This window comes from Nostoc sp. C96, from assembly GCF_059384975.1.
This window is the reverse complement of record NZ_CM182020.1, coordinates 6,529,007-6,554,596: the sequence shown is the minus strand read 5'-3', so window position 1 is coordinate 6,554,596 and position 25,590 is coordinate 6,529,007. Positions and strand designations below refer to the sequence as shown.

The following is a 25,590-nucleotide window of genomic DNA, read 5'->3' as shown; positions in this document are numbered from 1 at the left end:
CCTATGCTGACTCCTGACACAGTTCAGGTAGCCGTCAATTATGAAATTTTAGCTGTTTTTCTTGAGTTAATTCATGGAATCTTTATCATTTCTGTCAATAAATGATCATCCACTCTCAATCACACAGGCAGTAAAATATCTGCAAGCTTCTGGCAAATTATCACAGTTTATTGGCGATATTCTCCGTCAGTATGTGATTGAGCAAGAAATCCAAACTAGAGATGATTTAGATATCAACCCAGCTTTAACAGAACAAGCAGTTATTGACTTTCGGTTAAAAAATCAACTAACTCAACCACAAACTTTTCAAGAATGGTTACAAACAAATGGTACAGATTATGAAACATTTCATTCATCAATTACCTTGGGTTTTAAATTAGAAAAACTCAAAACAGTAGTCACTCAAACTAGCATTCCTGAGTACTTTATTGAAAGAAAAATTTTTTTAGATCGGGTTGTTATCTCTCGCATTATTGTTGAAAGCCAAGAACTTTGTGAAGAACTCAGAACACAAATCGAAGAAGGAGGCAGTTTTGAACAACTAGCCAGAGAATATTCCCTCACAGAAGATCGCATCATGAACGGCATGATGGGAGCAATCAGCCGTGGCACAATGCCAGACACATTACGGGCGGCAATTGATGTTGCCAGTTCTGGGCAATTAGTAGGGCCAGTAGAACTAGAAGGACGTTTTGGTTTGTTTCGCGTAGAACAATTTCTGCCAGCGTCTTTAGAAGATACTCAACTACAACAAGCATTACAAAATGAGTTATTTGAAAAATGGCTAGCAGAGAAAATTCAAAAGCTAACAGTGAAATTACAAATGGGTTAACACCCCTGGATAATGAATCTTTAGAAATCAACGCTATAGCAGAAATACCGTGGAATCAAGGGCCATTATGCTGGCTAAGTAGCGAACAACAAGCAAGATTGCGTCATCAGGTAATTATCCATCGCTACCAATTAGGAGAAAAAATCTGGTCAACGCAAAAACGCGGCTACCAATATTACATAGTCTCAGGGAAAGTCAGACTGAGACAAGAACAAGATAGTCTTGCCCTAGCAGCCTTGCAAACTGGCGACTGGTTCGGTGACCTTTACACAATCGCAGTAGACTGCAAAGCCGTAGCCGCCAGTAAAGAAGTCATTGTCGCCTGTTGGGACAGCGCCCTGTGGAAAGAATTTAGCACTCCCGAAATTGCACAATTCTTCTCTGGTTCCACCGCAGAACCAGCACAAATTAATACTCAAAACCAACCCAGCCTCGAACCACAACAGCCTCTACCAGCCGCCACCGTTAGCCCTCCAGAAACTCAGCAGCCAACTCTACAAGAATTACTCAACCGTACTCCAGACACATCAAATTATCCTTTCATTGCCCACAGCAACACCGCCGCCGCCTGTCTGACAATGGTGGCGCAACAACTAGACAACCCCGTGCAACTCGAATGGGTACAACGACAACTGCGGGGACAAAACTCCAAACAAATTGTTGAAGCTGCGGAAAAACTTGGACTAGTATTGCGGCGACTCCAAATTAGTTGGGACGAATTACCCAAACTTTCATTTCCGGCACTGATGTTATGGCAAAGCGAAACTCAACCCCAACCCAGTTGGGTAGTTGTTTATGCCGTTAAAGGTTCACGCTTAATTATTGCCAACCCCCTAAATTTAGGGCAAATATGTGAGACTCTACCACAATCAATTGTCGAAGATGCCTGGGATGGGCAACTTTGGCAAGTAGAACTGATTAACAAACAAGAAAAATTTAACCTCAGTTGGTTTATTCCGGCTGTTTGGAAATATAAGGGATTATTAGGGGAAGTTCTGCTGGCATCCTTTACACTACAGCTATTCGGCTTAGGTACGCCCCTGATTACCCAGGTCGTGATCGATAAGGTGATGGTGCAGGAAAGTTTGCCTACCCTGGATGTGATGGCGATCGCTTTATTGTTAATTGCTTGCTTTGAGGCGATACTTGGCACTTTGCGCCTATTTATCTTTACCCATACTGCTCGACGCTTAGATTTAAGTTTATCGGCACAGCTATTCCGCCATCTCATGCGCTTGCCTTTAGCTTATTTTGAATCTCGGCGGGTGGGTGATACTGTCGCCCGTGTTCAAGAACTGGAACAAATCAGGCAATTTCTCACAGGTACAGCTTTAACTGTCATCCTTGACAGCATCTTTGCCGTTGTCTATCTGGCATTGATGTTTTACTACAACATCCCTTTAACTTTTGTGGCCTTGGCGGTGTTGCCTTTGTTTGCCATTTTAACGATTTTTGCCACACCAATTTTACGCAACTGGCTGAACGAAACCTTTAACCGCAGTGCCGACAGTCAATCATTTTTGGTCGAAACAATTACAGGCATTCATTCTGTAAAAGCCCATGCAGCTGAACCCGTAGCGCGGGAACGTTGGGAAGGTTTATTTGCCCGATTTATCCGCACTGGTTTCAAAGCCTCAACTACATCTAATATCAGCAGTAATATCGGTGACTTTCTCACCAATTTTTCTACCTTACTAATTCTCTGGGTGGGTGCAAAGTTAGTAATTGGTCAACAACTTACCATTGGTCAATTAGTTGCTTTTCAGATGTTATCGGGACGAGTGACAGAACCACTATTACGTTTGGTACAACTCTGGCAAAATCTGCAACAAGTATTACTATCAGTCGATAGAATTGGTGATATTCTCAACACTGCCCCAGAAGCGGAACTAGGTACAGGATTAGTCTTACCAAGATTAAAAGGGCAAGTGAATTTTGAACAGGTATTTTTCCGTTACCAAGCCCATACTGAACCTGTGTTACGAGGGATTACTTTTGATGTGCAACCAGGACAGTTTGTTGGGATAGTCGGACGTAGTGGCTCAGGTAAAAGTACACTGTCGAAGTTGTTGCAACGGTTGTATCAAATTGAATCGGGACGCATCTTAATTGATGGTTTTGATATTAAGAGTGCAGATTTAGCATCACTGCGGCAACAAATTGGGGTGGTCTTACAAGAGGACTTTTTGTTTAATGGTTCAATTTTAGAAAATATTACTTTGGGCAATCCCAATATTACGGCTGAACAGGTAGTAGAAGCCGCAAGATTGGCTGTAGCTCATGATTTTATCAGTCAATTGCCCTTCGGTTACGAGACAAATGTCGGTGAGCGAGGTACGGCTTTGTCTGGAGGACAGCGACAACGAATTGCTTTGGCACGGTTGTTTTTATCTGATGCTCCGATTTTAATTTTGGATGAGGCGACGAGTGCTTTGGATAGCGAAACTGAACAGCAGGTACTACAAAATCTGCAACGAGTTTCGGCAAATCGCACAGTATTTCTGATTGCTCACCGCTTTGCACCACTCAAGCGCGCTGATTTAATTGTAGTGATGGAGAAAGGTGTAATTGCTGAACGCGGTACTCACACTCAACTTTTACAGCAGAAAGGTTTGTATTGGTCTCTTTATCAGCGTCAACAGGCTAATGTTTAGTTTTGGAAATGAAGGCTAGAAGGATAGTGCTATAATCACCAACCTTGTTCTGCTTGTTGAAAAACATAAGCAGCGACATCCAAAATTTCTTCAGAAGTTAATTTATTTTTGAAGGGAGGCATGGCATTTTTACCATTCTGCACTTGATGAATAATTGCCTGAATGGAGTCAGTGTTATAATCTGCCAAGTATTTTGATAATGCTTCTTTGGCTAAAGTTTTTTCGGCAACCAGAATGTTACCTCCGCCTATGTGACAGGAAGAACAATTGGCGCTGAAGATTTTGGCACCGTTGGATGTTTCGGCAGCTAGTGCTGGATAAGTAAATGTTAATTTGAAGAGGGCGATCGCTAGAAATAAGATTAACAAAAATATTCTCAAGTGATTCTCCAGGCTCCAGCGACTAAATAAATATAGTTTTAATCTATACTTCGACTGCTACATTTTATCAGTTTTACATTTCCATAAAATTAGCGGTGACGAGTTAATCTCTGACATCGCTATGCGCTGTTGAGCATTCTTAGCGGAAATAAGACTCGTCACCGCCATTGTGAGATTTTTTGTATTTGCCAGACTCTGGCATTTGTCAGTTTGTGAATTGTACTGAAGAGCCTAGAAAATATCTAGGTCAACAGTGCTACTTTTACTCAACGGTGATTTTACCAACCATACCTGCACCACGGTGGGGTTCACAGTAGAAGGTGTATTCACCCGCAGGTGCATCGGCTGGGAAAGTGGTTGTGTCTTTTTGACCAGGACTCATTAACAACTGTTTATGAGACAGAGATTTAGCTAAATCTGCACTCTTAGCAGGGTTGAGAGCCGCATCAAAGACAATGTTATGGGGAGGAACTTTGTTGTTTATCCATTCAATTGTATCGCCGGGTTTGATGGACAGCTTTTTGGGTTCAAATACTAGCAACCCTTTATCGCTACCCAGCTTGATTTGGTGGGTTTCAGCAGCAGCTGAAGGTGTAAAAACAGCAAAGCTGCTCACCACTAAAAGAATTGTCAAAACAGCCAGGCTCAAGCGTCGCAGGCTTGCCGCAATCATTTTCATGACTTTCTCCTAACAGAAGGTTTTATTTTCCCTATTTCATTTTAAATAAAATCAACGCCAAAGTTTGACAATATGTCGTAGATCCAATTTTTTTTATTAATTGGGTCATAAATTAATATTCAGTAACTTAGCAATAAGCAATTATTCATCAACTATATTGCACCCAAAAATTTATGGCTCAACTCACAAGAAGGAGAACATTATATCTTGCTTGCTCAAAAATATAGGGATTAGGGACTGGGAATTTTAGATTTGAGATTTTAGATTGCAGACCAATCCAAAATTTTTTCTCAAACCTCAATTCCTAGCATCTAATCCCTCACAGTTCAGCAATTAGGACTGAAGTTTAGTAATAAATTTTGCCACCGCCCCACTTGGTACCGACAACTTTAGGTTGTAGGAGGATGTGACCAGCGATCGCTACTAAATCATCTTCGGTCAGATTACGCATTTCTGTGAAAATATCTGCACTCTTGAGGCTGGGGTGTAATTCAGAGATTTCCTCTTCCCCATCATAAGTAGTGGGATTTTTCATGTAATCTACCAAACCTTCAATGTTGTTCCGGTTGGGTGTAGCCAGTGATAGCGCTTCTGGTTCAAGTCCTACGTTTTGGTTGGTTTTGGTAACACCACCAACATGACATTGAGCGCAAGCGTACTGAAATAAGCGTTTGCCTTCTTTAACTTGTTTGAGGCTAAGAACGACTGTATCACCCTGTTTATTTAATGGCACTGTTCTGATAGCTTCGTCTAGTTCCACAGCTGTAGCATTACCGACCATCAACTGAAATGTCAGTAAAACAGTAACCACAACAACGCCAATTAATCTTCTAAACATTGTTTCCCCTTAAAAATTTTGACGCTCAACACAGCTAAATAATGCGATGCTCAATCTCCATATCGCTAACAGCGGTTCTATGTTATTAAAAATTCGCTCCAGTCCGAAATCGCCCACCAAGTGACTCTGGTATCACTCACCGAGTCGCTAGTACCTTGGTGGTAAATTTCTGACGATGTTTGCGCCATAATTGCTTTTGCATTTTCCAACGCCCAATGAGCCTTTTGGCATTTATAGGCAATTCCCAATTGCTTATACAGAGAAAACACCTTTGCTACAGTCTTACTGTAGTTTATTGCTATCTCTGCGATCGGTAGATCTGCAAAACCCATAATGTTTGTTAACAGACAAATAGAGATTAAGTCGCTGTAATACCAATATCACGTTAGGAGTGCAATTTGTTGCCCAAAATTTGGATGAGGGATCAGGGGATTAGGGGAAGTAACAAATGACAAATGACCATTGACAAATGACCATTGACTAATAACTACCCTTTCCCGCCTGTAAAGGTGGCGCTTTGGATAAAATAGCGGTTGAAGAAAGCATATATACCTAAAGCAGGCAGGGTAAAAACCATAGAAGCCGCCATGATGTAGTTCCAATAGCTAATGTATACACCTTTGAAAGTGTTCAAACCCAAGGGTAAGGTGAACATTTCGGGGTCAAATAAGATGACTACAGGTAGCAAAAAATTATTCCAACTACCCATAAAGACGAAAACGGCTTGGGCTGCTAGGGCTGGTTTTGCTAAAGGTAAGACAATATATCTAAAAATCCCAAAGGTAGTTAAGCCATCTAGTTGTCCTGCTTCTTCTAGTTCTCTAGGGAAGTTGATGAAAAACTGCCGCATCATAAAGATAAAAGTAGCGTTAACCATCCCCGGCACAATCATGCCTTGATAAGAATTTAGCCAACCGATCGCCTTTAAAATCAAAAATGTCGGAATCAAGGTAATTTGTGCTGGTACTGCCAAAACTGCCAAAATCAAAAAGAACCAGAAGTTTTTCCCTACAAACCGCAGTCTAGCCAAGGCATAACCCGCCATTGAATTAAATATTAAGTTTAATAGTGTCACACTGATGGCGATCGCTACACTGTTAAATAACCAGCGCCAAAATAGCGGTTCTTGTAAAAAGATTTGTTTGTAATTATCTAGGGTAAAATTTCGCGGGATGAAATTACTGCCGCTGTTGATAATCTCTGATAATGGTTTAAATGATGCCGACAATGCCCAGAGAAATGGTATTAAGGTAATCACGGCGTAAAACGTCAGCACCAGATATAACAATACTTTGAGCCAAGGAATGCGAGAAATTGTAGTCACATTTTTTCGCCTCCAAATAACCGCCGCTGAATTAAAGTCATAGTAATGATGACTACGGCTAAGAAAAATGCGATCGCCGCTGCATAACCCATCTGTAAATTGCGAAATACCGCTTGGTAAATCAGCAACACCAAAGTCAGCGTCGCATTATTCGGCCCGCCAGTCCCGCCAGAGAAAATATAAGATTGGTCAAATAATTGAAAAGTCCCAATTATCCCGATAGCGACGACAAAAAAAGTGACGGGCTTGAGTAAAGGAATCGTCACGTAAATCAACTGCTGCCAAGTATTTGCCCCATCTAGTTCCGCCGCCTCGTACAATTTTTGGGGGATATCTTGCAACGCCGCTAGATAAATCACCATATAAAACGGCGCAGTTGACCAAATATTCATGATCATGATGCCTTTGAGTGCCACAGATGGATCACCCAACCAGTTATAAGTAGGTAAACCCACCAAAGCTAAACCACCGTTCAGTAGCCCATCCGTGTTATAAATCCACATAAAAATCAGCGTCAGCACCGCCGAAGAAGTTACTGTGGGTAAAAAATAAAGGATGCGCCACCAATTTTTCCCCCGAATCCCAGAATTGAGCGTTACCGCCAAAACTAAAGCCAAAATAGTTTGGCAAGGTACGACAATGGCAACGTATTCCGCCGTATTTTTTAAAGCAATCCAGACGCGTTCATCTTCAACTAAGCGGCTGAAATTGCGAAAGCCGATAAACTCATACTTAATCCCGCCGAGAAGCTGTACTTTGTGTAACGACAGAAAAACGGCGTAGAGAATAGGTAATACAACAAAAGTTCCCAAAATCAGAATCGTGGGTGCGAGAAACAGATATCCAGCCAAATTTTCTGTCAGATTTTGCCGCCTGCTAATTTGGAACATAACTTAACCTCCGCCTAATTCTGCACAACTTAGTTGAAGCGATAGGTAGTGCATGATTATTTATGTTACATCGGAAATTGTGGCGATCGCTTATGTAAGTTAACTGCATATCTCAGTTTGGGAATAATAGATTTGGTTATTGTCAGGAGACAAAATGTCATATACAGCCTACTTAAGCTCTATCAAAAATGAACTGCAAAGAACAGGTAAAGCCAAAAAAATCTTGCGAGTTAAAACCATCATGGAACAGTTTAGTTATCAACGCAGAAGCCAAGCATTCATAGATGATTTTAATACCATTCTTGATAACTTAGGGCTATGTGCTAATCCAGCTTTTGATTTATATGTTCCCTTAGACACCAAAATAGCTATTTCTCTCAAAGGTGTAGAAATTTCTGAAGAATTTTTATCATCTGAAGTAATTTCTCAAAAGCTTAAAGAAACAATTCAAGTCAAACATGATTTCTTTTACTATTTATTTGACTTTGGGTCTGATCAAGAGTACGAACGCTTCCAATCTTGTTTAGATTCAAATCAACCTATGGGGATTTTTCTCATTCCCCAAGATGTAGATTTCTTTTCAGATATTGTCGTCAAAATCTTTAATTACGAGTTGATTAGGAAATTTCAATATCAAGGGTTAACTGAAGTGGCAAGTTCTTCTGTCCGCCAATTTGCCACTAATATCATTGACTCTGATGATGATTGCGAAAATGATAAAGAAAGTTCTATTAAAGGTGCTAATATATTTCATTTCTATCGTTCCACTATGACAAGTGTCATACTTGGAGGTACGGGCTTAGAATTACTAGATTCAGAAAAATTTGATGAGCAATTTGAACATATATCTTTGTCTTTAAACAAATATAACTCTACACAATCTTTCCTTTTGTTTCATTGTCCATCATTATTAGAAATTCAAGCCCAACAAAAAGAAGATAGTTTAGGACATTTAGTCGATACAGTTGCCAGTAAAATCCCTTTTACTTTTACACTGAGATGTAAATATTCTCAGGAAGCTGCTATTGAACAAAAAGAAGAAATCTTAGCTCATTTCCGGCTATTATTAGAACTTCCTTATTACCAAACAGATGAAGATGATGTCTCTCTACTCAATTATTTTTTAGAACTTCAAAAAGCTCAAATCCAAGCTGAATCACAACTACTACTGAAAATCAAACCTGAACATCTATATCATCTGAAGTGGCAGCAAGAAAGCACTGAATACATATATCTGAAATATTTTGCGATCAAAACTTTAGAAAGTTTAGGATATGAATTATCTCATATCGGTTGTGAGGTAGAGTTAACTTCTCAAGAAGAAGATAATACAGATGAGGATGAATATGAAGAATATCAAACTGAAAAAGTAGAAGTATATGTCAAAAATAAAATTGTTGTGGAAATAGAAACTCTCAAATATCAAGAGTTTGCGGATAATAATCTATTTTTTGATATGATTAAGAGAATTTTGCGAAAATCTCAGGTATGGCCAAATAATTTAGAAAGTGTTTGGTTAGTAGTACCAGGATTTGAAATTGCTCGCAATTACTATCAACTGAAAAAGACTAAAGAAATTTTAGAATATAAACTAGCAGAATATTATGGTGCTAACTTTAAAATTATAGTTATGACACCAGATTATGAAAAACATCAACTAGTACCTGTGTCATTTGAAAAAATTCAATATCCGACTTTTGAATTTAGGGTTAAAAGAAATGTCACCAGACAACTCACACCAGTTGTCAAACAAGTAAAACTGGACTTTAGCCAAGTCAAAGGTTTAAATGAGGAAAAAGAAAAATTAAATAAACTGCTCAAATTACAATCTAAAGGACATAAAGGTGCAATTAGTGGCATTCTGTTTTATGGATTACCTGGATGTGGTAAAACATTACTAGCTAATGCTTTTGCCAATGAATCAGGGCGATATTTCTTTAAGTTTTCTCCGGCTGATATTATCAGTGTATGGATAGGTCAAAGCCAAAAAAATATTCGAGATATTTTTGTCCAAGCTAAGAAAAAAGCCCCTTCTGTATTATTTATCGATGAGTTAGATAGCATTGGGTTTAACCGTAATGATGAAAACTCTCATACTGACCAAAGAGCCACAATTAATCAATTATTGATTGAACTGAATAACATCAAAAATAGTGATGTAATAGTTATTGCTGCTACTAATTATTTAAGTGGTATTGATAGTGCCTTAAAACGTTCTGGCAGATTAGATTGGAAAGTTCCTATTTTTCCGCCAAACCAAGCAGAAAGAGTCGATATATTTAAGCATTATTTATCACAATTGAATGTGGAACAATCAGTTAATTTTGAGATGTTAGCAGAGAAAAGTAGCAGATTTACTTCATCTGATATTGAGTTAGTGTGTCGAGAAGTCAACAATGCTATTTTGCTGGAAGAAATAAATTCATATCTCACAACTTCAGATGTGATTACTTATATTCATAATCTCCAAGATGGCGGCTTAAGTTTGACCCAAGAACAGGTGAAAGAATTTTTGGAAGAATGTAAGCAACTGAGTGTCAAAAATCCTAAGTTGGAAACATTAAAATTAGAGTGGGAACTTGATTAGAAATAAACTTATTGATAAATTATGTTATTTAGATCCCCGACTTCTTTAAGAAGTCGGGGATCTTATAGACTATTCCATCAGTTTAATTTGCTGATTCGCTGCATTTTGCGCCCGTAACATTGCTTGCTGTAATGTTTGTTGTCCTAATAAAGCACTGACAAACTGATTATCAAAATTATTCATAATTGCTGCGGGATATTGACCAACTTGCCACGGTGTTGCATAATTCACCCCTGCAACCAATGGTTTTCTGAGAGGATCTTTGTCATAGCCTAATTGCTGTGCTACAGATTTTCTGGTTGGTAGTGCAAATCCTGTGGCTGTCCATTTTTGCATTCCCGCTTTACCAGTCAGGTAAGAAATCAACTCCCAAGCGGCGGCTTTATGCTGAGATTGCTTATTCATTACATAGGCAACAGTGAACACCATTGTGCCTTTTTGATGATTAATTGTGGGTAATTCTGCGGTAGCAAATTCGAGTTGAGGAAAGGTTTCTTGTAGGTAAGGAATCGCCCAGCTTCCTTCAATCACCATCGCTACTTTACCCTGTCCAAACATTTCGCTACCTGAGTTTGTGCCGACATCAGATTTTTGAGCAGAGGATTTATCTTGTTGATACTGGTCGATAACTAATTGCAATCCTTGTAAACTAGTTTTACTAGCAAAGGTAGCATAACCTTTCTCATCAATAATTTGTCCATCGAATGCTTGAATTTTATATACCTGACGTGCTAATTCAGGCAATTCACCAAAACCATATTTGTTGAGCTTGCTTGTTAATTTTTGGGAATAAGAACGCAGTTCTGACCAATTACTTGGCGGAGTATTTAAGCCTGCCGCAGCGAAAGATTTTGTGTTATAAAACAGAGCTAATGTAGAATAGTCTTTCGGTAGCCCATAAATATGGTTTTGGTATTTAAAACTATCTAAAAGGGTAACTTCAAAGTCTTCTATCTCAAATTCTGGCTGAATGTAATTATCTAAGGGTTCCAAAACATTTTGACTCATCAAAAAAGGCGCTTCCAACGCATCAAGATAGAATACATCAGGTGCTGCATCTCCCACCAAACGAGTTTTAATTACGTCCATATATTGGTCGGAAATAACTTCGTATTTAACTTTGATGTTGGGATGCTGGGCTTCAAAGTCTTGCAGAACTTGTCTTAATAGCTTTTGCTCAACCTGGGAACCAGCCCAGCCACTAAGTTTGACGGTGACGGCGTTGGCTGTTGGTTGTTGTAGGCTGTGACAGCCAATAATAGCGATCGCGATCGCTATGACTACACCCAAAAATCTCCACAAGCTAATTCTTTTCACGGATGGATGACAGTAGCTTTCACTTCACTTATATCGTCTGTAGCTGAGGACAGATGTTTAACAAATCTGAATTTTTGTTGAGATTAAGCAAGATAAAATAACGAAAAATTATAACCAAAGCTGATGAGGAAATTTCGATTCCTCAATATTTCACTCAAACTGCGCCCAGGTGCGTTACTTCAAACATAACTATGGATTCTGTTCAGGTCGAAACAGCGGCTTCTCTGACTCTGGAAATATCCCAGATTGTTACACCAACAACTACACTTGTTCCTAGCAAAAAACCTGTCTTCCGTATTTCTAAGGATACCATTCGTACTAGTTTACGAGCCTCTACGGTGGATGCTGTTTTAGCAACGGTATTTGGTATCACTACTGGCGGTATTTTACTCAGTAATTTCCTCGTGGAATTAGATGCTAGTCCAGTGGTATTTGGAATGTTATCTTCTATACCCATGCTGGTGAATCTCATTCAGCCTTTGGGTGCTTATTTATCAGAACGCACTACTAGCCGTTTTCGGTACGCGCTGAGGATATATGGAACTGCTCGATTATTGTGGCTAATTTTAGCGATCGCTATTGCTATCTTTAGTTGGGGTGGTATCAGTTCACAACAGTTAGTTTTGATGACGCTGTTGATTGTTTTAGCCACTCATCTTTTAGGAGGTTTGGGTTGTGCATCGTGGATGAGTTGGTTAGCGATGATCGTTCCCCGACGTTTGCGCGGTCGGTATTTCGGGATTCGCAACAGTGCGATTAGCTTAACTAATTTGATTTGTCTGCCTTTAGCTGGTTTAGTAGTATCTCATTGGTATGGCGGGAATATCCAAGGTTATGGGGTCGTGCTGCTAATTGGGGTGATGTTTGGCATTATTAGCATTGGTTGCCAATATTTCAAGGTAGATATTAATCCCCAATTGCAAAATTCTGTGGGTTCTACTTCTATCAACAACACAGATGAATTAGTTGCTTTACCTAATACGAGTATTTGGAAAAATTATAACTTTTTAATATTACTCACTTATATCAGTTTATGGATGTTTGCTGTTCATTTAAGCGCACCTTTTTTTAACCTGTATATGTTAGATACTCTGGGTATAGATGTGAGTTGGGTGACGCTTTACGGCAGTTTGCAAGCTGGAGCTAACTTGTTGATGATGATTTGGTGGGGCAAATTAGCAGATAGAGTTGGGAATCTGCCTATTTTAATTTTTGTGGGAATTATGGTAGGACTGACACCAATTTTGTGGTTGGGAATTAGTGCCAGTCAAATGGATATTTGCCTATGGTTGCCACTTTTACATATTTTGGCTGGTGTGACTTGGGCAGCTATTGACTTGTGTAATAACAATTTGCAATTAGCGATCGCACCAATTAAAAATCAGTCAATTTATTTTGCGATCGCGGCGGCTGTGGCTGGTGCTAGTGGCGCTTTAGGCACCACCATCGGCAGTTTCATCGCCCAATTTGCTATTTGGGATGGCTTACTGGGATTATTCGCTATTTCTGGCTTGTTGCGCCTAGCCGCACTTGTACCACTGTTTTTTGTGCAAGAACCAGGAAGGTGAGGAAGAAGAAACGGGGCGGGGAGAAAATACCTCACCTTTTCTCCCTGCTCCCTGCTCCCTTGCTTCTTTTACTCAACTGCTGTAGAACTCAATGTCATTGACTCCCACAACATCATTGAAGGGGCGGTTGCAACTGGTTGGTGTAAAGCAATTAGCTGGGACAAAGTATTCTTTAACTGAGTCCGGGGAACGATATCGTCTACAAAGCCATGCTTGAGTAAATCTTCAGCAGTCTGAAAATCATCTGGCAGTTTTTCCCGGAGGGTTTGCTCAATCACGCGCCGACCAGCGAAACCAATAGTTGATTTAGGTTCTGCCAAAATGATATCGCCTAACATGGCAAAACTCGCAGTTACACCACCAGTGGTGGGGTTAGTCAACACAGGAATATATAATAATCGGGCATCACGATGGCGGTCTAAAGCTGCGGAGATTTTCGCCATCTGCATCAGGGAAAGCATACCTTCCTGCATTCTTGCACCACCAGAGGTGCAGACAATAACTACAGGGTAACGTCGCCCAGTGGCTTGTTCAATTAAGCGGGTGATTTTTTCGCCAACAACGGAACCCATACTACCACCCATAAAGCGGAAGTCCATCACGCCCAAGGCTACGGGCATTCCGTTGATTTGTCCTAAACCGGTTTTCACCGCGTCTATGAGGCCGATTTTGCTTTCCGTTTCCCGGAGGCGATCACTATAAAGTTTGCGATCGCGAAATTGTAAGGGATCAGTCGGACGCAAATGCTCATCTATCGGTTGCCAAGTATTGTTATCTATCAATTGGCGGATGCGTTCATCACTGTCTACCCGATTATGATGTCCACATTCAACGCAGACCATTTGATTAGCTCTCAAATCTTTTGTATAGGTTAAAACACCACACTTAGAACACTTGTGCCATAACCCATCAGCAATTTCCCGTTCTTGCCGTTCCAGGTTGGTAGAGCCTGATTTTCTTCGATTTGCAAACCAATCAAACAGAGACTTTAAACCGCGTGATTCTTCGTTGTTTGCCATTTTTATCTTATTCAAGTGGGTATGGGTCGAAAACAGTCTTTTGTCATTAGGAACCAGTGCTTTGGGGAAACAATGCTTTACGGAGGTTTCCTCCGTTGTCGCAACTGTCGTCGGTTCTGCCGACTTGGCGCAACTGGTGTTCATTTGTGATTAATCAAAACAAATGCCTGATGACTACATAGCCAAAATTACGCTTATAAGCAATTCAGACCTTATTTTGTATCTTTGGTTGCCAGCTTAACGAAAATGCTTATACCAATACAAGTCTCTCGCGGATATCATTTTGTAAATGTATTAGCCAAGTCATCTCCATTGGCATACCAACTCCCCAAAAAGATGCTGTTACCCAACCCTAGCGGCAAGCGGCTGTCCCCACATTTTGTAAATTATCGTGCTAGTTTCTGAGCAGTTAGCATCTGTGGCTTTAGTTTTGCCAACGGGTCTCTTTCGTTAAGAGGGTAATACAAGTCACAGGCTGATATTATCAAAAGGTGAAGCGGCGATGGCGTAATGACTGTTACAGTCGTTAGGAATTGTAAGTGCTTTCTTAAGCTATAAACAGAAAGCCGATAAACAATATTATTATAGTAGATCACGCGATCGCCTGGCCTAATTTGTCGGGTGTGTAAAGTTTACCTACTTTAAATTTAGTTAATTGGACGGCAAGACAAATTGCAAATAAGCCGATAAGATTGCCTGTCCAGTAAATACAGTGATGATTGCGCCTAGTGCTAAAAAAGGGCCAAAGGGAATTTTTACTCCGGTTTTTTGAGGCGATCGCAACAGTACTAATCCACCTATTAATACTCCTACGGCACAGGCAATCAAACTAGCCAAAAGCAAATAACGCCAACCCAGCCAAGCGCCCATCATGGCGGCTAATTTGGCATCTCCCGCCCCCATTGCCGTTTTACCTAAAACAATTGAACCACCAAGGGCGATTCCTTCAAATAGCCATAAACCAATAACCGCACCGACTATTCCCATCATCAGGTGTCTGATTATTCCTACCCCGCTGGCTTCTGGGACAAAACCGCTAATTATTTGAAATCCCAAACCTACGACTAACCCCGATTGAGTGAGGGCGTTGGGGAGAGTCATGGTATCTAAGTCAATTAAGGCTAAGGCTAATAACCAACTACAAAAAGTCCAATATCCTAATGTAGCGATCGAAACTTGAAATACTAAAAAAACAATCACAAAAATTACACCCGTTATTGCTTCTACCACCGGGTAACGAACAGCAATTTTGCTTTTACAATAACGGCATTTTCCTCGTAACCACAACCATCCCAGCACGGGTACATTGTCATAAGCTTTTAGCTGGTTTAAGCAATGGGGGCAACGGGAAGGTGGCCAAAGAATCGATAACCCCGCAGGGATTCGATAAACGACAACGTTGATGAAGCTACCTATAGATGCACCCAAGGCGAAAACAACAATAATCGCCGGAACAGCCATTAAAAAGTCCATATAGTCATTTGTCAAATGTTCTGTGTCATTTGTGCTTTGTCATTTGTTATTTGTCAAATGACCACTGACCATTGACTATTAACTAATACATGTGGGACTCAATTTGATTTAAAGGCACAAAACATTCTTGTGGTAATAGAACTGGTTGGTGAGTAAAAATCACCTTACCTCGATGAGTAACACGATTAATTGCTACCCCGGAAGGCTGCCCAGCGATTTCAGGATGTACTTCACAATATGTGTAGTAAATCTGACCAGCCGCCCTGATGATTGCGGGATCAACCAGAGGTGGCTGGATTCTAGAGGCGGTGAAATTAGATGTATCTTGTCGTAAAGCGTACACTATGTTACTGCTATCTACTTACTAGATTTTGTCTATAGTGTACCCGAAACTTCTTGTAAAGATTGCCAATTTGGCGAGTTTCTCTTCAAAGAATTATTTCTCTAATGCTTGAATGAGCGACTTACCCATTGCTTGGCAACCCAAAAGATTCATTCCTGGTGACATGATATCGCCTGTGCGATCGCCTTGTGCTAAAACTTGCAATACAGCTTTTTCTATGCTATCTGCTGCTTGTGGCTGATTTAAGCCGTAGCGTAGCATCATTGCCGCACTCAAAACCTGTGCGAGAGGATTGGCTTTATCTTGTCCTGCAATATCGGGTGCAGAACCGTGGACTGGTTCATATACGCCAGGGCTAGAAGCACCCAAACTAGCAGAAGGTAGCATCCCAATACTGCCAGTCAGCATCGCCGCCGCATCGGAGAGAATATCGCCAAACAAGTTACCTGTGACAATCGTATCGAATTGCTTGGGTGCGCGGACTAATTGCATAGCTGCGTTATCGACATAGAGGTGAGATAGTTCCACATCGGGATATTCAGCAGATAGTTTCGTGATGCGATCGCGCCACAACTGCGATACTTCTAATACGTTGGCTTTATCCACCGAACAGAGTTTACCGCTTCTTTTTCTGGCAGTTTCAAAGGCAACTCTACCGATGCGTTCAATTTCTGATTCGCTGTAAACCATTGTATTTACACCGCGTTTCTCACCAGTCTCGGTTTCAAAAATTCCTTTGGGTTTACCAAAGTAAATTCCCCCAGTGAGTTCCCGCACCACCATGATATCTACGCCTTCGACAACTTCCCGTTTCAAAGTCGAAGCGTCTATTAACTGGGGCAGAATTTGGGCTGGGCGTAAATTGGCAAATAATCCCAAACCCGCGCGTAGTCCCAATAAACCAGCTTCCGGGCGTTGGTGAGATGGTAGAGTATCCCACTTATAACCCCCAATAGCGGCGAGTAATACAGCATCACTGTTACGGCAAGTATCTAAGGTTGCAGTAGGCAAAGGTTCACCTGTCGCATCAATGGCTGCACCACCAATCAAAGCTTCTTGAAAGGCAAACTCAAGATCAAATTTTTTCCCTACGACTTTTAGCACATCTACCGCCACTGCCATAATTTCAGGGCCAATGCCATCGCCGGGAAGTAAGGTAATGCGGTAGTTTTGAGTCATAGCTAGTTTCTATTGGGTAAACGCTTGCAGATTAAATATCATACCGAGCAAGATGTACATCTGGAAGATTTAATTTATTTAGATGTGTGTTGTCTTCGACCTTTTGATGACCAGACACAGGAAAGAATTTTTTTAGAAGCCGAGGCAGTGCGAATTTTTCTAGTTTGTGTAGTCAACAACTAAGCCAACTGTTAAATGTGCCATATTGCATCTAAAAAAGGTTAAAAACTGTTCATCTGTGTTTTTGGCTCAGTTTGTTGTATATTTTTGAGCAAATTAGCCAAAAATAAAAAAATTTATAAACCTTAGACCAATAAATGAGTATAAGTAAGGCAGATCATGCCTTACTTTCTTTAATAAACTATGACTTTTGCCATACCTTAATAAAAGTAATTACTGAATGTCCACAAGCATTCATCATGACTCCATTAACCGTACCGCCAACCGCAGAGCCAATTAAAGGCATAATTTTTGCTATGTTAACTAAAGTTTTCTCACCAGCTTTGGAAATTAACTTAATTCCCAAAGCTTTATTTATTTCAGCAAAAGTTTTACCAGGAATAGACATCAATGCTTTCTGAATAGCTTGGGATGCTGCCTTTGTGCCTAATTGATTAGCTAATTCACCTATACTGACTCCAGCCGCAGCAGCCAAGACCAAAGGCTGTGCTGACTCGTTTTTTGTATCGATGCCATATATAGTAAAAAGAGCAGATGCAAGTTTAACTTGAGAATAAAGTGAACTGGTAACATCTAACGGGATTCCAGCTATTCCTATAAACCCACTACCAATTCCCTCACCTACTGACCAGAGCGTGGATTGATATATCACGTTATTTGCCATTTTATCTTTATCACTGCACCAGCTTGAATCATTTAAATACTGTTGACCCCACTCTCTTCCTCCTTCAATTGCATGAGTGATTGTTTGCCCAATAACGGGCAGGTTCATAATCGAGTTAATATCCATTGTCTTTTAACCTCAGTCACGGAGAAGACACTACAAAAAGATTTCTATTTTTAGTATTCCCCGTACTAATAGCTAAATAAATGTATTATTTAGGGAGATGTTAAAGCTCGTGCTAAAGAACTTGCTAATCTTGGATTTAAGGCTTTTGATGCCTCTCATATAGCTTGTGCAGAACTAGGAAATGCTGACATTCTATTAACAACCGATGACAGGATGTTACGTTTAGCAGCAAGATATAGCACCATGCTACAAGTGAGAACAGAAAACCCTTTGCAGTGGGTATTGGAGGTAATAAATGCTAGACGTGACTAAGCTAACTCAAGCTGAGATTAGAAGACTAGGAATAGAAGCTTTAACAAAAGCTCTTGGCCCTGCCGGAATGGCAAGATTTATGCAGCAGTTTGAAAGAGGTAGTGGAGATTACACACGAAATAGAGATCAAAATTTTAGAAAATCCAACAATCGATGACATCTTTGGCAGAATTGGAGAGCATCGAAAAACCCAGGAGGAGGGCGAATAATAAACTAATTTTGACTGACTTTAATAAAGTGAGAGTTTTTAGTATTTACCCAAAGATTAAAAAAAAACTGTTCATCAAGATTTTTTACTCAGTTTCTTGTAATGTTTTTGATAAAAGTAGCAAGAAATAAAAAAGGCTATGAATTTTAATCAAATTGGCCAAGTTGCCGTTGCACTTTTAACAGGTTTTGGCTTGAAAATCCTAGGTGCGATCGCTCTGTGGATTGTCGCACAGAAATTGATTGATTTTGCACTTAAGTTAGTTAGACGTGGTTTCCGCAGTCAACACGTTGATCCAACTCTAGTTAACTACCTGCTGAACATCATTGCCGTAACTTTAAGAATTGTTTTAGTTGTGGCAATTCTCGGCTTTTTCGGTATAGAGACCACTTCTTTTGCCGCATTGTTAGCCGCCGCAGGTATAGCCATTGGTGCAGCTTGGGGTGGATTGTTGGCGAATTTTGCTGCTGGGGCTTTTTTAATTGTCTTTAATCCATTTAAAGTTGGTGACTTTATTACAGCCGCAGGTGTCACAGGTACAGTTACAGAAATTGGACTGTTTACCACTAATATCACCACACCGGATAATGTTTTAACAATTGTCGCCAATAATAAGATTTTTTCTGATAATATCCAAAATTTTTCCGCTAATCCCTACCGTCGGGTCGATTTGCTGGCTCAACTGCATCACGATGTGAATCATAATGATGCGATCGCTCGTTTAAAAGCCAAAATCAGCGAAATTCCTAACGTGATTAACAACCCTGCACCAGATGTGGAAATTATCACCTTTAATTTAGCCGGGCCAGTCTTAGCAGTACGCCCCTACTGCAATAATGAACACTACTGGCAAGTTTATTTTGACACTAATAAAGCCATCCGAGAAGCCTTTGGTGAAGCTGGTTATCCCATACCCGAACAACGTTATGCCTTTAGCAGTCAATCTGCAAATGGTACACCAAATGATGGAGACTCTGGAATTTCATCTGCATCTATGATGAGTTAAGTGTGCCTTATCCACATCAAATTTAATTTGTCAAACTCTTTCAAAAAATAGAATATTTGTGAACAAGTAGGTAAGTTATATGCTTTACCTACTTTTTTAAAAGCCTAAAATGTTATTAGCTGTATATTTAAACACTGAAAATTAATTTGATATTAACTCAGTTTCAATTTTGGAAACGAGCCTGACAACAGCGCTAGACAGAGGCTAGGTTAGTGTGTAATTAACCGCCTTACGCTAGCAGCTATGGTAAAAGAATTAGCAATTCGCACCTGTGGACTTACTAAGCAATTTGAACGGTATATAGCCGTCAATGATGTTGATTTAGAAATCCAAGCGGGTGAAGTATACGGACTGATAGGGCCGAATGGCGCGGGTAAAACAACTCTCATCCGGATGTTAGCAACGGCTGAAGAGCCAACAACGGGTGAGATTTATATTAATGGCGATCGCATGGTACGTGACAAGAGTAACCCCACTATCAAGCGTCGTCTTGGCTACTTACCCGATGACTATCCGCTGTATGAAGATTTAACAGTCTGGGATTACCTCGATTACTTTGCGCGATTGTATCGTTTACGCGAACCACGGCGCACTCAACGTCTCCATGAAGTTTTAGAACTTATCCAATTAGGTAATAAACGCAACAGTTTAATTTCTACACTGTCGCGGGGAATGAAGCAGCGGCTAAGTTTAGCACGCACTATTATTCATGAACCAATTTTATTACTCCTAGATGAACCCGTATCTGGGCTTGATCCCATCGCCAGGATGCAGTTCCGCGAAATTATCAAAGCCTTGCAAGAAGCAGGGATGACAATATTAATTTCTTCCCATGTTCTCAGCGACTTAGCGGAACTGTGTACTTCGGTAGGAATTATGGAACTAGGTTTTTTAGTAGAAAGCTCTTCACTCAAACAACTTTATCAGCGCCTTTCACGCCAACAGATTATGTTGTCAACTTTGGGAAAAATAGACGCTGTAATTAGTGAATTGAAAAATCATCCTTTGGTAGAAGAGTGGGAATGTTTACCGGGAAATCACAACATTAGAGTAAATTTTTCTGGTGATCAAACAGCTTGTGCAGAATTACTGCGATCGCTGATTCAAGCTGGTATTCCCATTACTGATTTTCATTGCACTCAAGAAGACTTAGAAACCATTTTTCTCAAGCTTGGTCATAAACAAGCATCCTGACATATTATTCCTCAAAATTATCATCACTTCTACTATGTATCTGAATCTACTAGATAAAATCGGCAACTGGAATCCTCAGCTTCTCAGGGAAATTAAAGGCCGTCTCAAACCTTTTAACTTGATATTTGCCTTCGCTATCTCCCTAATTGGTCAAATAGGACTACTTATTTATCATTTTGGTCAATATCCTAATAATAAGTATCCTATGAATGGATCGTATTGTAATCTGAGTAAGGTTTATCAAAAGCAATCTGAATCATTTTATAAACTCATAGATCAAGCTCAAAAACAAATCAACTTTTATAATAGTAAGAAAAACTACGACTTTACAAAAGTTCAGGAGTTCAAAGAGCAATTAAAATCTTTAGAAGTACAAAAAAAACAAGTAGAATATAATTTATATCAGCAACCATGCCCTATTTCAGAAATTAACTTTCAAGGGTGGTGGCGTGACCACTGGGAATTCATATTTCTTACACTCTGTGTCGTCTTTATTTATACACTTTTAGTTGCAGGCACATATTTAATAGTCAATAATTTAGCACAAGAAGAACGCCGTGGTACGCTGAATTTCCTCCGCCTCAGTCCCCAGTCAGAAACTAGTATTTTAACTGGCAAAATGCTAGGAGTACCAATTGTCATTTACTTGATGATTTTAGTTGCAATTCCCTTACACATCTGGTCAGGAATTTCTGCCAAAATTGCCACAAGTTATATTTTCAGCTTTTATATAGTGTTAGCTGCTAGTTGCTTCTTCTTCTACAGTGCCACATTATTATTTGGCTTGATGAGTAATCGATTTAGTAGTTTTCAACCTTGGTTAGCTAGTGGTGCAGTAATCATGTTTTTGCTAACTACAATGCAATTTGCATTTAATACCGAAAACCTGCACAATACAGCAGCATGGCTGAAGTTATTAAGTCCTTTTGATATGACAAAATATCTGTTTCCAAATCTATTTAATAGAGGTAATTCATCGCTTTTATCAAAAACTCAATTTTTCTATATACCGCTAGGAAAGAATGTTGTTACATTTATAGGATTACATCTATTTAACTATGGTGTAAGCTGCTATTGGATTTGGCAAGCACTCGGACGGCGGTTTCGCAATCCTAATGCTACCTTGCTAAGTAAAGGACAAAGTTACTTACTAGTAGCTTGCGCTCAAGTAATTTTTTGGGGTTTTACTCTGCAATATACCAAGAATTACTGTCCCTCTTACCGAGAATATAAACCAGTGAACTGTTACTACGATTTGAATTATCAAATCGGTCAAAATTTCTTCTGGATTGTATTATTTAACTTAGTTTTACTAACTTGTTTGTTAGTAATCTTGTCTCCTCATAGACACCAAATACAAGATTGGGCAAGATATCGTCATCAACAAACAATGAGCCACAATACTATATGGCAAGATTTAGTTTGGCATGATAAAAGTCCTGCAATAGTTTCAATTGGGTTGAGTTTGATGATAATTACTATCCCATTACTAGTGTGGATTGTACTTGCACCAGCTTTGAATACTCACCATAACAATGCCATTGACTGGGTGAACAAAATTGGCAGAATGAAAGCTATCTTAGGAATAGCTATGTTTATTACTCTAGCTATGGTTTATGCAACCATAGCGCAGAGAATGTTATTAATCAAAACTCCACGGCGAACTTTATTTGCGATCGCAACTACAGGTACAGTGATGTTTGTGCCACCAATAATTTTTGGGCTGTTGAACATTACACCTGAAGCAAATTCTGTCTTTTGGTTATTTTCTAATTTTCCTTGGGTAGGACTAGAACACTCAGCAACAGTCACTGTTTTTATGTCACTTCTAGCTGAATTTACTGTTTTAACGTTGTTAAATTTCCATTTGACAAATCAGGTGAAATTAGCTGGAGAATCTGCAACAAAAGCATTGTTAGCAGGACGCTAATTTATCAAAAAGAAGAACTAGATATTTCACTAGTTCTTTTTTAGCTATTTATTCAGTAGAGCTTAGGAGAATATATTAATGATAGAAGTTTTAATAAATCGCTTAGGAAATTGGAATCCGCAGTTGTTTCGGGAAATTAAAGGGCGACTGAAACCACGTAATATTGTATTAGCATCTGTCATATCTTTTTTGGGTCAGTGTATATTATTCATGTCATTTCAAGCCCAGTTACCTACGCGCCTGAGTGTATTACAAGGTAGTCCCAATAAATATTGTACAGGTATCACAAAATACGACTATGCAGAATGCCTAACTGATGGTTTAGGTCAAGTTATAATTAATTGGCAATTATGGTCGTTTGATATTTTCACTTGGCTGAGTATTATTGTTAGTTTTGGATTATTAGCAGCAGGAAGCTATCTCCTGATTAATGATTTAGCTACAGAAGAAAGACGTGATACGCTCAATTTTATTCGCCTTAGTCCCCAATCACCAAAAAGTATTTTATGGGGGAAAATCTTAGGTGTTCCAGCCTTACTTTATGTTTTTGTAGTGTTAGCCTTACCTTTACATTTATGGTCAGGGTTGAATGCGAAAATTCCTTTAATAGAAATTATCAGTTTTTATGCAGTAGTCATAGCTGCTAGTTTTATCTACTACAGCGCTGCATTATTATTTGGCTTAGTTGGTTCTTGGTTAGGCAGTTTTCAAGCTTGGTTAGGTAGTGGGGCATTATTAGGTTATCTCATATTTAGCAAGCAAACCATAGCATCTAATTTTTCTGCTAATAATCCAGTGAGCTTTTTTGGGCTAATTAACCCATGTTTCTTAATTCCATATCCTGAGATTAATTCTGAATTAATCAAAAATATTCCCCAATTTGCCGACTTTCATTGGTTTGTTCTGCCTATAGGAGAAAGTTTTATTATTACAGCTTGCTTTGCTATAGCAGTTTATTTTGTAGGTGCGTACTTCATTTGGCAATCTTTACAGCGTTGCTTTCGTGATCCTAATGCAACTATGTTGACCAAAAAGCAGAGTTATTTGCTCACAGTTTGCTTTACAGTCATCATTTTAGGATGTGCTGATTGGCAAGATTTAATATTTAATAGCTCATCTAGAAGTTATGCACTTCAAGAAAATGTTGGACTTTTAATGGTCTTAAATTTAGGGCTGTTTTTATATTTAATTGCAGCCATCAGTCCTGGTCGTCTCACACTGCAAGATTGGGCAAGATATAAACATGTTTCTCATGCCAAAGGTTTAGAAAAAAATAGTTTAATTAATGATTTAATCTGGGGTGAAAAAAGTCCGGGAATTTTAGCGATCGCTATTAATGCAATAATTTCTATTACTGGCTTAAGTTGCTTTGTTTTAATCTCGCAAGCAAATATCGAAAATAAAACTAATGCTTGCCTAGCGCTACTTTTTGCTGGCAGTTTAGCTATCATTTATGCAGCTTTAACCCAATTGATTCTATTCATGAAAAATGAACAGCGTCAATTGTGGGCAACAGGGGTGTTAATGTCTGTAATTATACTCCCACCCATTTTCTTAGGAATATTTTTCTCTAAACCTGATAACTATGCTGTAGTTTGGTTATTTTCCATTGCTGCGCCAGTTATTGCTTTATCTCCGCCAACAAGTGACGGATTAACATTTTCTTATTTTCTGGCAATTTTAGGACATTTTGCGCTCACAGGACTTTTAGTATCTCAACTAACGCGTAAGTTGAAGAAAGCAGGAGAGTCTGCAACTAAGGCATTATTGCTAGGAACTGAGTCTGCTATTTAATTAGCTGTTATGAGTTGTCAAAATTACTAGTTTTAGCTCCCCGACTTCTTGGAGAAGTCGGGTATCTGTTTGTTTACGAATGATTTAGAAATACTATGTCGATTCTGGTAACTGTATTCTTTTTTGTCGAGTACCATATAGTTCTATGAATCGTTTAAAAAGTAACATGGTTTCTTGTTTAGAAGCTAAATTCATATTAAATAAACGTTCAACATTTTTTTCTGCTAAAGCTTGTAAATATGGCAAATCTTCAAACAATGTCAAACAAGCAGCACAATGCAAAACAAATTGCAATATTGGCTTAGGCCAATCTAAATCACTATATATATCTATAAATAATTGATGTTCCCGTTCGCTTAAAGGAAAAGCATGAAATATCACAACTATTCGTTTGTCATTATATGCCGGAATACTCAGTTCAATAGTATAGGGAGTATGTAAAATTAAATCGACCTCTACAATTGGTTGCCGCCAAAATCTTAACAGATTAATATTTGGTTGCAACATAGTAGTAAATTTGATCACTCCACCAATATTAGTTGGATGGAATTGACTGATACTCAAAATTTTTAAACTGTTGAGGCTAAATTTATGCACTGTTTCTAAGTGTTTTAAGTTTAGCAAGTGATAAATTTGGCAATAATAAGGAAAAGGCAAAATATAATCTTGGCTAATCATGTGCCGCTTTTTCAGTCTGAACTTGTGAGCTTGAGAGCGACTGAGATATTCTTCATATTCATTAGGTTCTACATCATTGCTGTTTAAACTTTCCTCTGGTTTTAAATAAAGCCAACTGACAAAAAATAAGCAAGTCATCAGTAGCTGTAATATGTCTACTGGTGATAACTCTCCATCATACAAAATAGCAAAGCTTCTATCAGTTATGGCAAATAACCATGAGGGAATTCCAATTAGCCAAACACAATTTTTAATTTGATCTAATACCAGAGCAACTTCTACTTTTATTGATTGTTGACTATGGTGATCTGCGTCAGAATCATTATTCTTATTTAGCTGTGTCAAGCAGTTAACAGGCATAACATTTAAAATACAGATTTAAGTAGATGGATTAATATTAGTAACTACTTTGATG

The 25,590-nt window shown here is 39.1% G+C and carries 23 protein-coding genes; 10 read left to right on the top strand and 13 right to left on the bottom strand.

Translation table 11 applies throughout. The features are described 5' to 3' along the window. Window positions 1-73 precede the first annotated feature (73 nt). Together AC504W_RS27905 and AC504W_RS27900 are read left to right on the top strand one after the other, a co-directional pair. Window positions 74-832 carry a peptidylprolyl isomerase gene (locus AC504W_RS27905; RefSeq protein ID WP_494875512.1) on the top strand — a complete coding sequence of 253 codons (759 nt, stop codon included), beginning with the start codon at window positions 74-76 and terminating at the stop codon, window positions 830-832. Further along, entirely contained in the window at window positions 781-3,486 is a 2,706-nt protein-coding gene (locus tag AC504W_RS27900) for a peptidase domain-containing ABC transporter (RefSeq protein WP_494875511.1), read from the top strand. The genes AC504W_RS27905 and AC504W_RS27900 overlap by 52 nt, the downstream gene beginning before the upstream one ends. Window positions 3,487-3,521: 35 nt before the next feature. Here AC504W_RS27900 and petJ read toward each other — a convergent pair whose 3' ends face one another. The 6 genes from petJ to AC504W_RS27870 all read right to left on the bottom strand — a co-directional run bounded on the left by petJ (window position 3,522) and on the right by AC504W_RS27870 (window position 7,597). Beyond that, a complete protein-coding gene (gene petJ, locus AC504W_RS27895) occupies window positions 3,522-3,866 on the bottom strand; it encodes a cytochrome c6 PetJ (RefSeq protein WP_494875510.1) in 345 nt (114 codons plus the stop codon). Between the two features lie 262 nt (window positions 3,867-4,128). Continuing rightward, window positions 4,129-4,545: a plastocyanin gene (petE, locus tag AC504W_RS27890; protein WP_096581916.1), complete on the bottom strand. Its 417-nt coding sequence runs from the start codon at window positions 4,543-4,545 to the stop codon at window positions 4,129-4,131. A gap of 346 nt (window positions 4,546-4,891) precedes the next feature. Then, the gene (gene psbV / locus AC504W_RS27885) at window positions 4,892-5,383 is read right to left on the bottom strand and encodes a photosystem II cytochrome c-550 (protein WP_096581914.1); all 492 of its coding nucleotides are present in this window, start codon (window positions 5,381-5,383) and stop codon (window positions 4,892-4,894) included. A 77-nt stretch (window positions 5,384-5,460) separates the two neighbouring features. Beyond that, entirely contained in the window at window positions 5,461-5,715 is a 255-nt protein-coding gene (locus AC504W_RS27880; RefSeq protein ID WP_096581912.1) for a hypothetical protein, read from the bottom strand. A gap of 155 nt (window positions 5,716-5,870) precedes the next feature. Continuing rightward, entirely contained in the window at window positions 5,871-6,707 is an 837-nt protein-coding gene (locus AC504W_RS27875; protein ID WP_494875508.1) for a carbohydrate ABC transporter permease, read from the bottom strand. Beyond that, on the bottom strand, window positions 6,704-7,597 hold the full coding sequence (locus AC504W_RS27870) for a carbohydrate ABC transporter permease (protein ID WP_494875507.1): 894 nt from the start codon (window positions 7,595-7,597) through the stop codon (window positions 6,704-6,706). The genes AC504W_RS27875 and AC504W_RS27870 overlap by 4 nt, the downstream gene beginning before the upstream one ends. A 154-nt stretch (window positions 7,598-7,751) precedes the next feature. Here AC504W_RS27870 and AC504W_RS27865 point away from each other — a divergent pair, with 154 nt between their 5' ends. Beyond that, the gene (locus tag AC504W_RS27865) at window positions 7,752-10,184 is read left to right on the top strand and encodes an ATP-binding protein (RefSeq protein ID WP_494875505.1); all 2,433 of its coding nucleotides are present in this window, start codon (window positions 7,752-7,754) and stop codon (window positions 10,182-10,184) included. A gap of 69 nt (window positions 10,185-10,253) precedes the next feature. On the opposite strand, the gene AC504W_RS27860 is transcribed toward AC504W_RS27865, so the two are convergent. Further along, complete coding sequence (locus tag AC504W_RS27860) at window positions 10,254-11,501, bottom strand: ABC transporter substrate-binding protein (RefSeq protein WP_494875503.1); 1,248 nt, start codon at window positions 11,499-11,501, stop codon at window positions 10,254-10,256. Window positions 11,502-11,692: 191 nt separating this feature from the next. Between AC504W_RS27860 and AC504W_RS27855 the strand changes: the two genes are divergently transcribed. After that, window positions 11,693-13,069, top strand: a complete 1,377-nt coding sequence (locus AC504W_RS27855) for an MFS transporter (protein ID WP_494875502.1) — start codon at window positions 11,693-11,695, stop codon at window positions 13,067-13,069. A gap of 68 nt (window positions 13,070-13,137) precedes the next feature. Here the strand turns inward: AC504W_RS27855 and accD are convergent, their stop codons facing one another. From accD to leuB, 4 genes are all read right to left on the bottom strand, one after another. Next, window positions 13,138-14,088 (bottom strand): acetyl-CoA carboxylase, carboxyltransferase subunit beta, encoded by a 951-nt coding sequence (accD, locus tag AC504W_RS27850; RefSeq protein WP_096581900.1) that lies wholly within the window; start codon window positions 14,086-14,088, stop codon window positions 13,138-13,140. Window positions 14,089-14,739: 651 nt separating this feature from the next. Next, window positions 14,740-15,561: a prepilin peptidase gene (locus AC504W_RS27845; protein WP_494875500.1), complete on the bottom strand. Its 822-nt coding sequence runs from the start codon at window positions 15,559-15,561 to the stop codon at window positions 14,740-14,742. A gap of 82 nt (window positions 15,562-15,643) precedes the next feature. Beyond that, the gene (locus tag AC504W_RS27840) at window positions 15,644-15,904 is read right to left on the bottom strand and encodes a hypothetical protein (RefSeq protein ID WP_096581896.1); all 261 of its coding nucleotides are present in this window, start codon (window positions 15,902-15,904) and stop codon (window positions 15,644-15,646) included. A gap of 93 nt (window positions 15,905-15,997) precedes the next feature. After that, a complete protein-coding gene (gene leuB / locus AC504W_RS27835; protein ID WP_494875499.1) occupies window positions 15,998-17,083 on the bottom strand; it encodes a 3-isopropylmalate dehydrogenase in 1,086 nt (361 codons plus the stop codon). A gap of 12 nt (window positions 17,084-17,095) precedes the next feature. Here leuB and AC504W_RS27830 point away from each other — a divergent pair, with 12 nt between their 5' ends. Next, on the top strand, window positions 17,096-17,266 hold the full coding sequence (locus AC504W_RS27830) for a hypothetical protein (RefSeq protein ID WP_494879502.1): 171 nt from the start codon (window positions 17,096-17,098) through the stop codon (window positions 17,264-17,266). A 178-nt stretch (window positions 17,267-17,444) separates the two neighbouring features. Here the strand turns inward: AC504W_RS27830 and AC504W_RS27825 are convergent, their stop codons facing one another. Continuing rightward, on the bottom strand, window positions 17,445-18,053 hold the full coding sequence (locus AC504W_RS27825; protein ID WP_494875497.1) for an EcsC family protein: 609 nt from the start codon (window positions 18,051-18,053) through the stop codon (window positions 17,445-17,447). 295 nt (window positions 18,054-18,348) lie between these two features. Between AC504W_RS27825 and AC504W_RS27820 the strand changes: the two genes are divergently transcribed. From AC504W_RS27820 to AC504W_RS27800, 5 genes are all read left to right on the top strand, one after another. Next, the gene (locus AC504W_RS27820) at window positions 18,349-18,522 is read left to right on the top strand and encodes a hypothetical protein (protein ID WP_494875496.1); all 174 of its coding nucleotides are present in this window, start codon (window positions 18,349-18,351) and stop codon (window positions 18,520-18,522) included. A gap of 190 nt (window positions 18,523-18,712) precedes the next feature. After that, entirely contained in the window at window positions 18,713-19,579 is an 867-nt protein-coding gene (locus tag AC504W_RS27815; protein WP_494875494.1) for a mechanosensitive ion channel family protein, read from the top strand. Window positions 19,580-19,822: 243 nt separating this feature from the next. After that, window positions 19,823-20,773 (top strand): ABC transporter ATP-binding protein, encoded by a 951-nt coding sequence (locus tag AC504W_RS27810; protein WP_494879500.1) that lies wholly within the window; start codon window positions 19,823-19,825, stop codon window positions 20,771-20,773. 34 nt (window positions 20,774-20,807) lie between these two features. Beyond that, on the top strand, window positions 20,808-22,703 hold the full coding sequence (locus tag AC504W_RS27805) for an ABC transporter permease subunit (protein ID WP_494875492.1): 1,896 nt from the start codon (window positions 20,808-20,810) through the stop codon (window positions 22,701-22,703). A 78-nt stretch (window positions 22,704-22,781) separates the two neighbouring features. Continuing rightward, window positions 22,782-24,497 carry a hypothetical protein gene (locus AC504W_RS27800; RefSeq protein ID WP_494875491.1) on the top strand — a complete coding sequence of 572 codons (1,716 nt, stop codon included), beginning with the start codon at window positions 22,782-22,784 and terminating at the stop codon, window positions 24,495-24,497. 93 nt (window positions 24,498-24,590) lie between these two features. Here AC504W_RS27800 and AC504W_RS27795 read toward each other — a convergent pair whose 3' ends face one another. Further along, complete coding sequence (locus AC504W_RS27795; RefSeq protein ID WP_494875490.1) at window positions 24,591-25,535, bottom strand: hypothetical protein; 945 nt, start codon at window positions 25,533-25,535, stop codon at window positions 24,591-24,593. Window positions 25,536-25,590 lie beyond the last annotated feature (55 nt).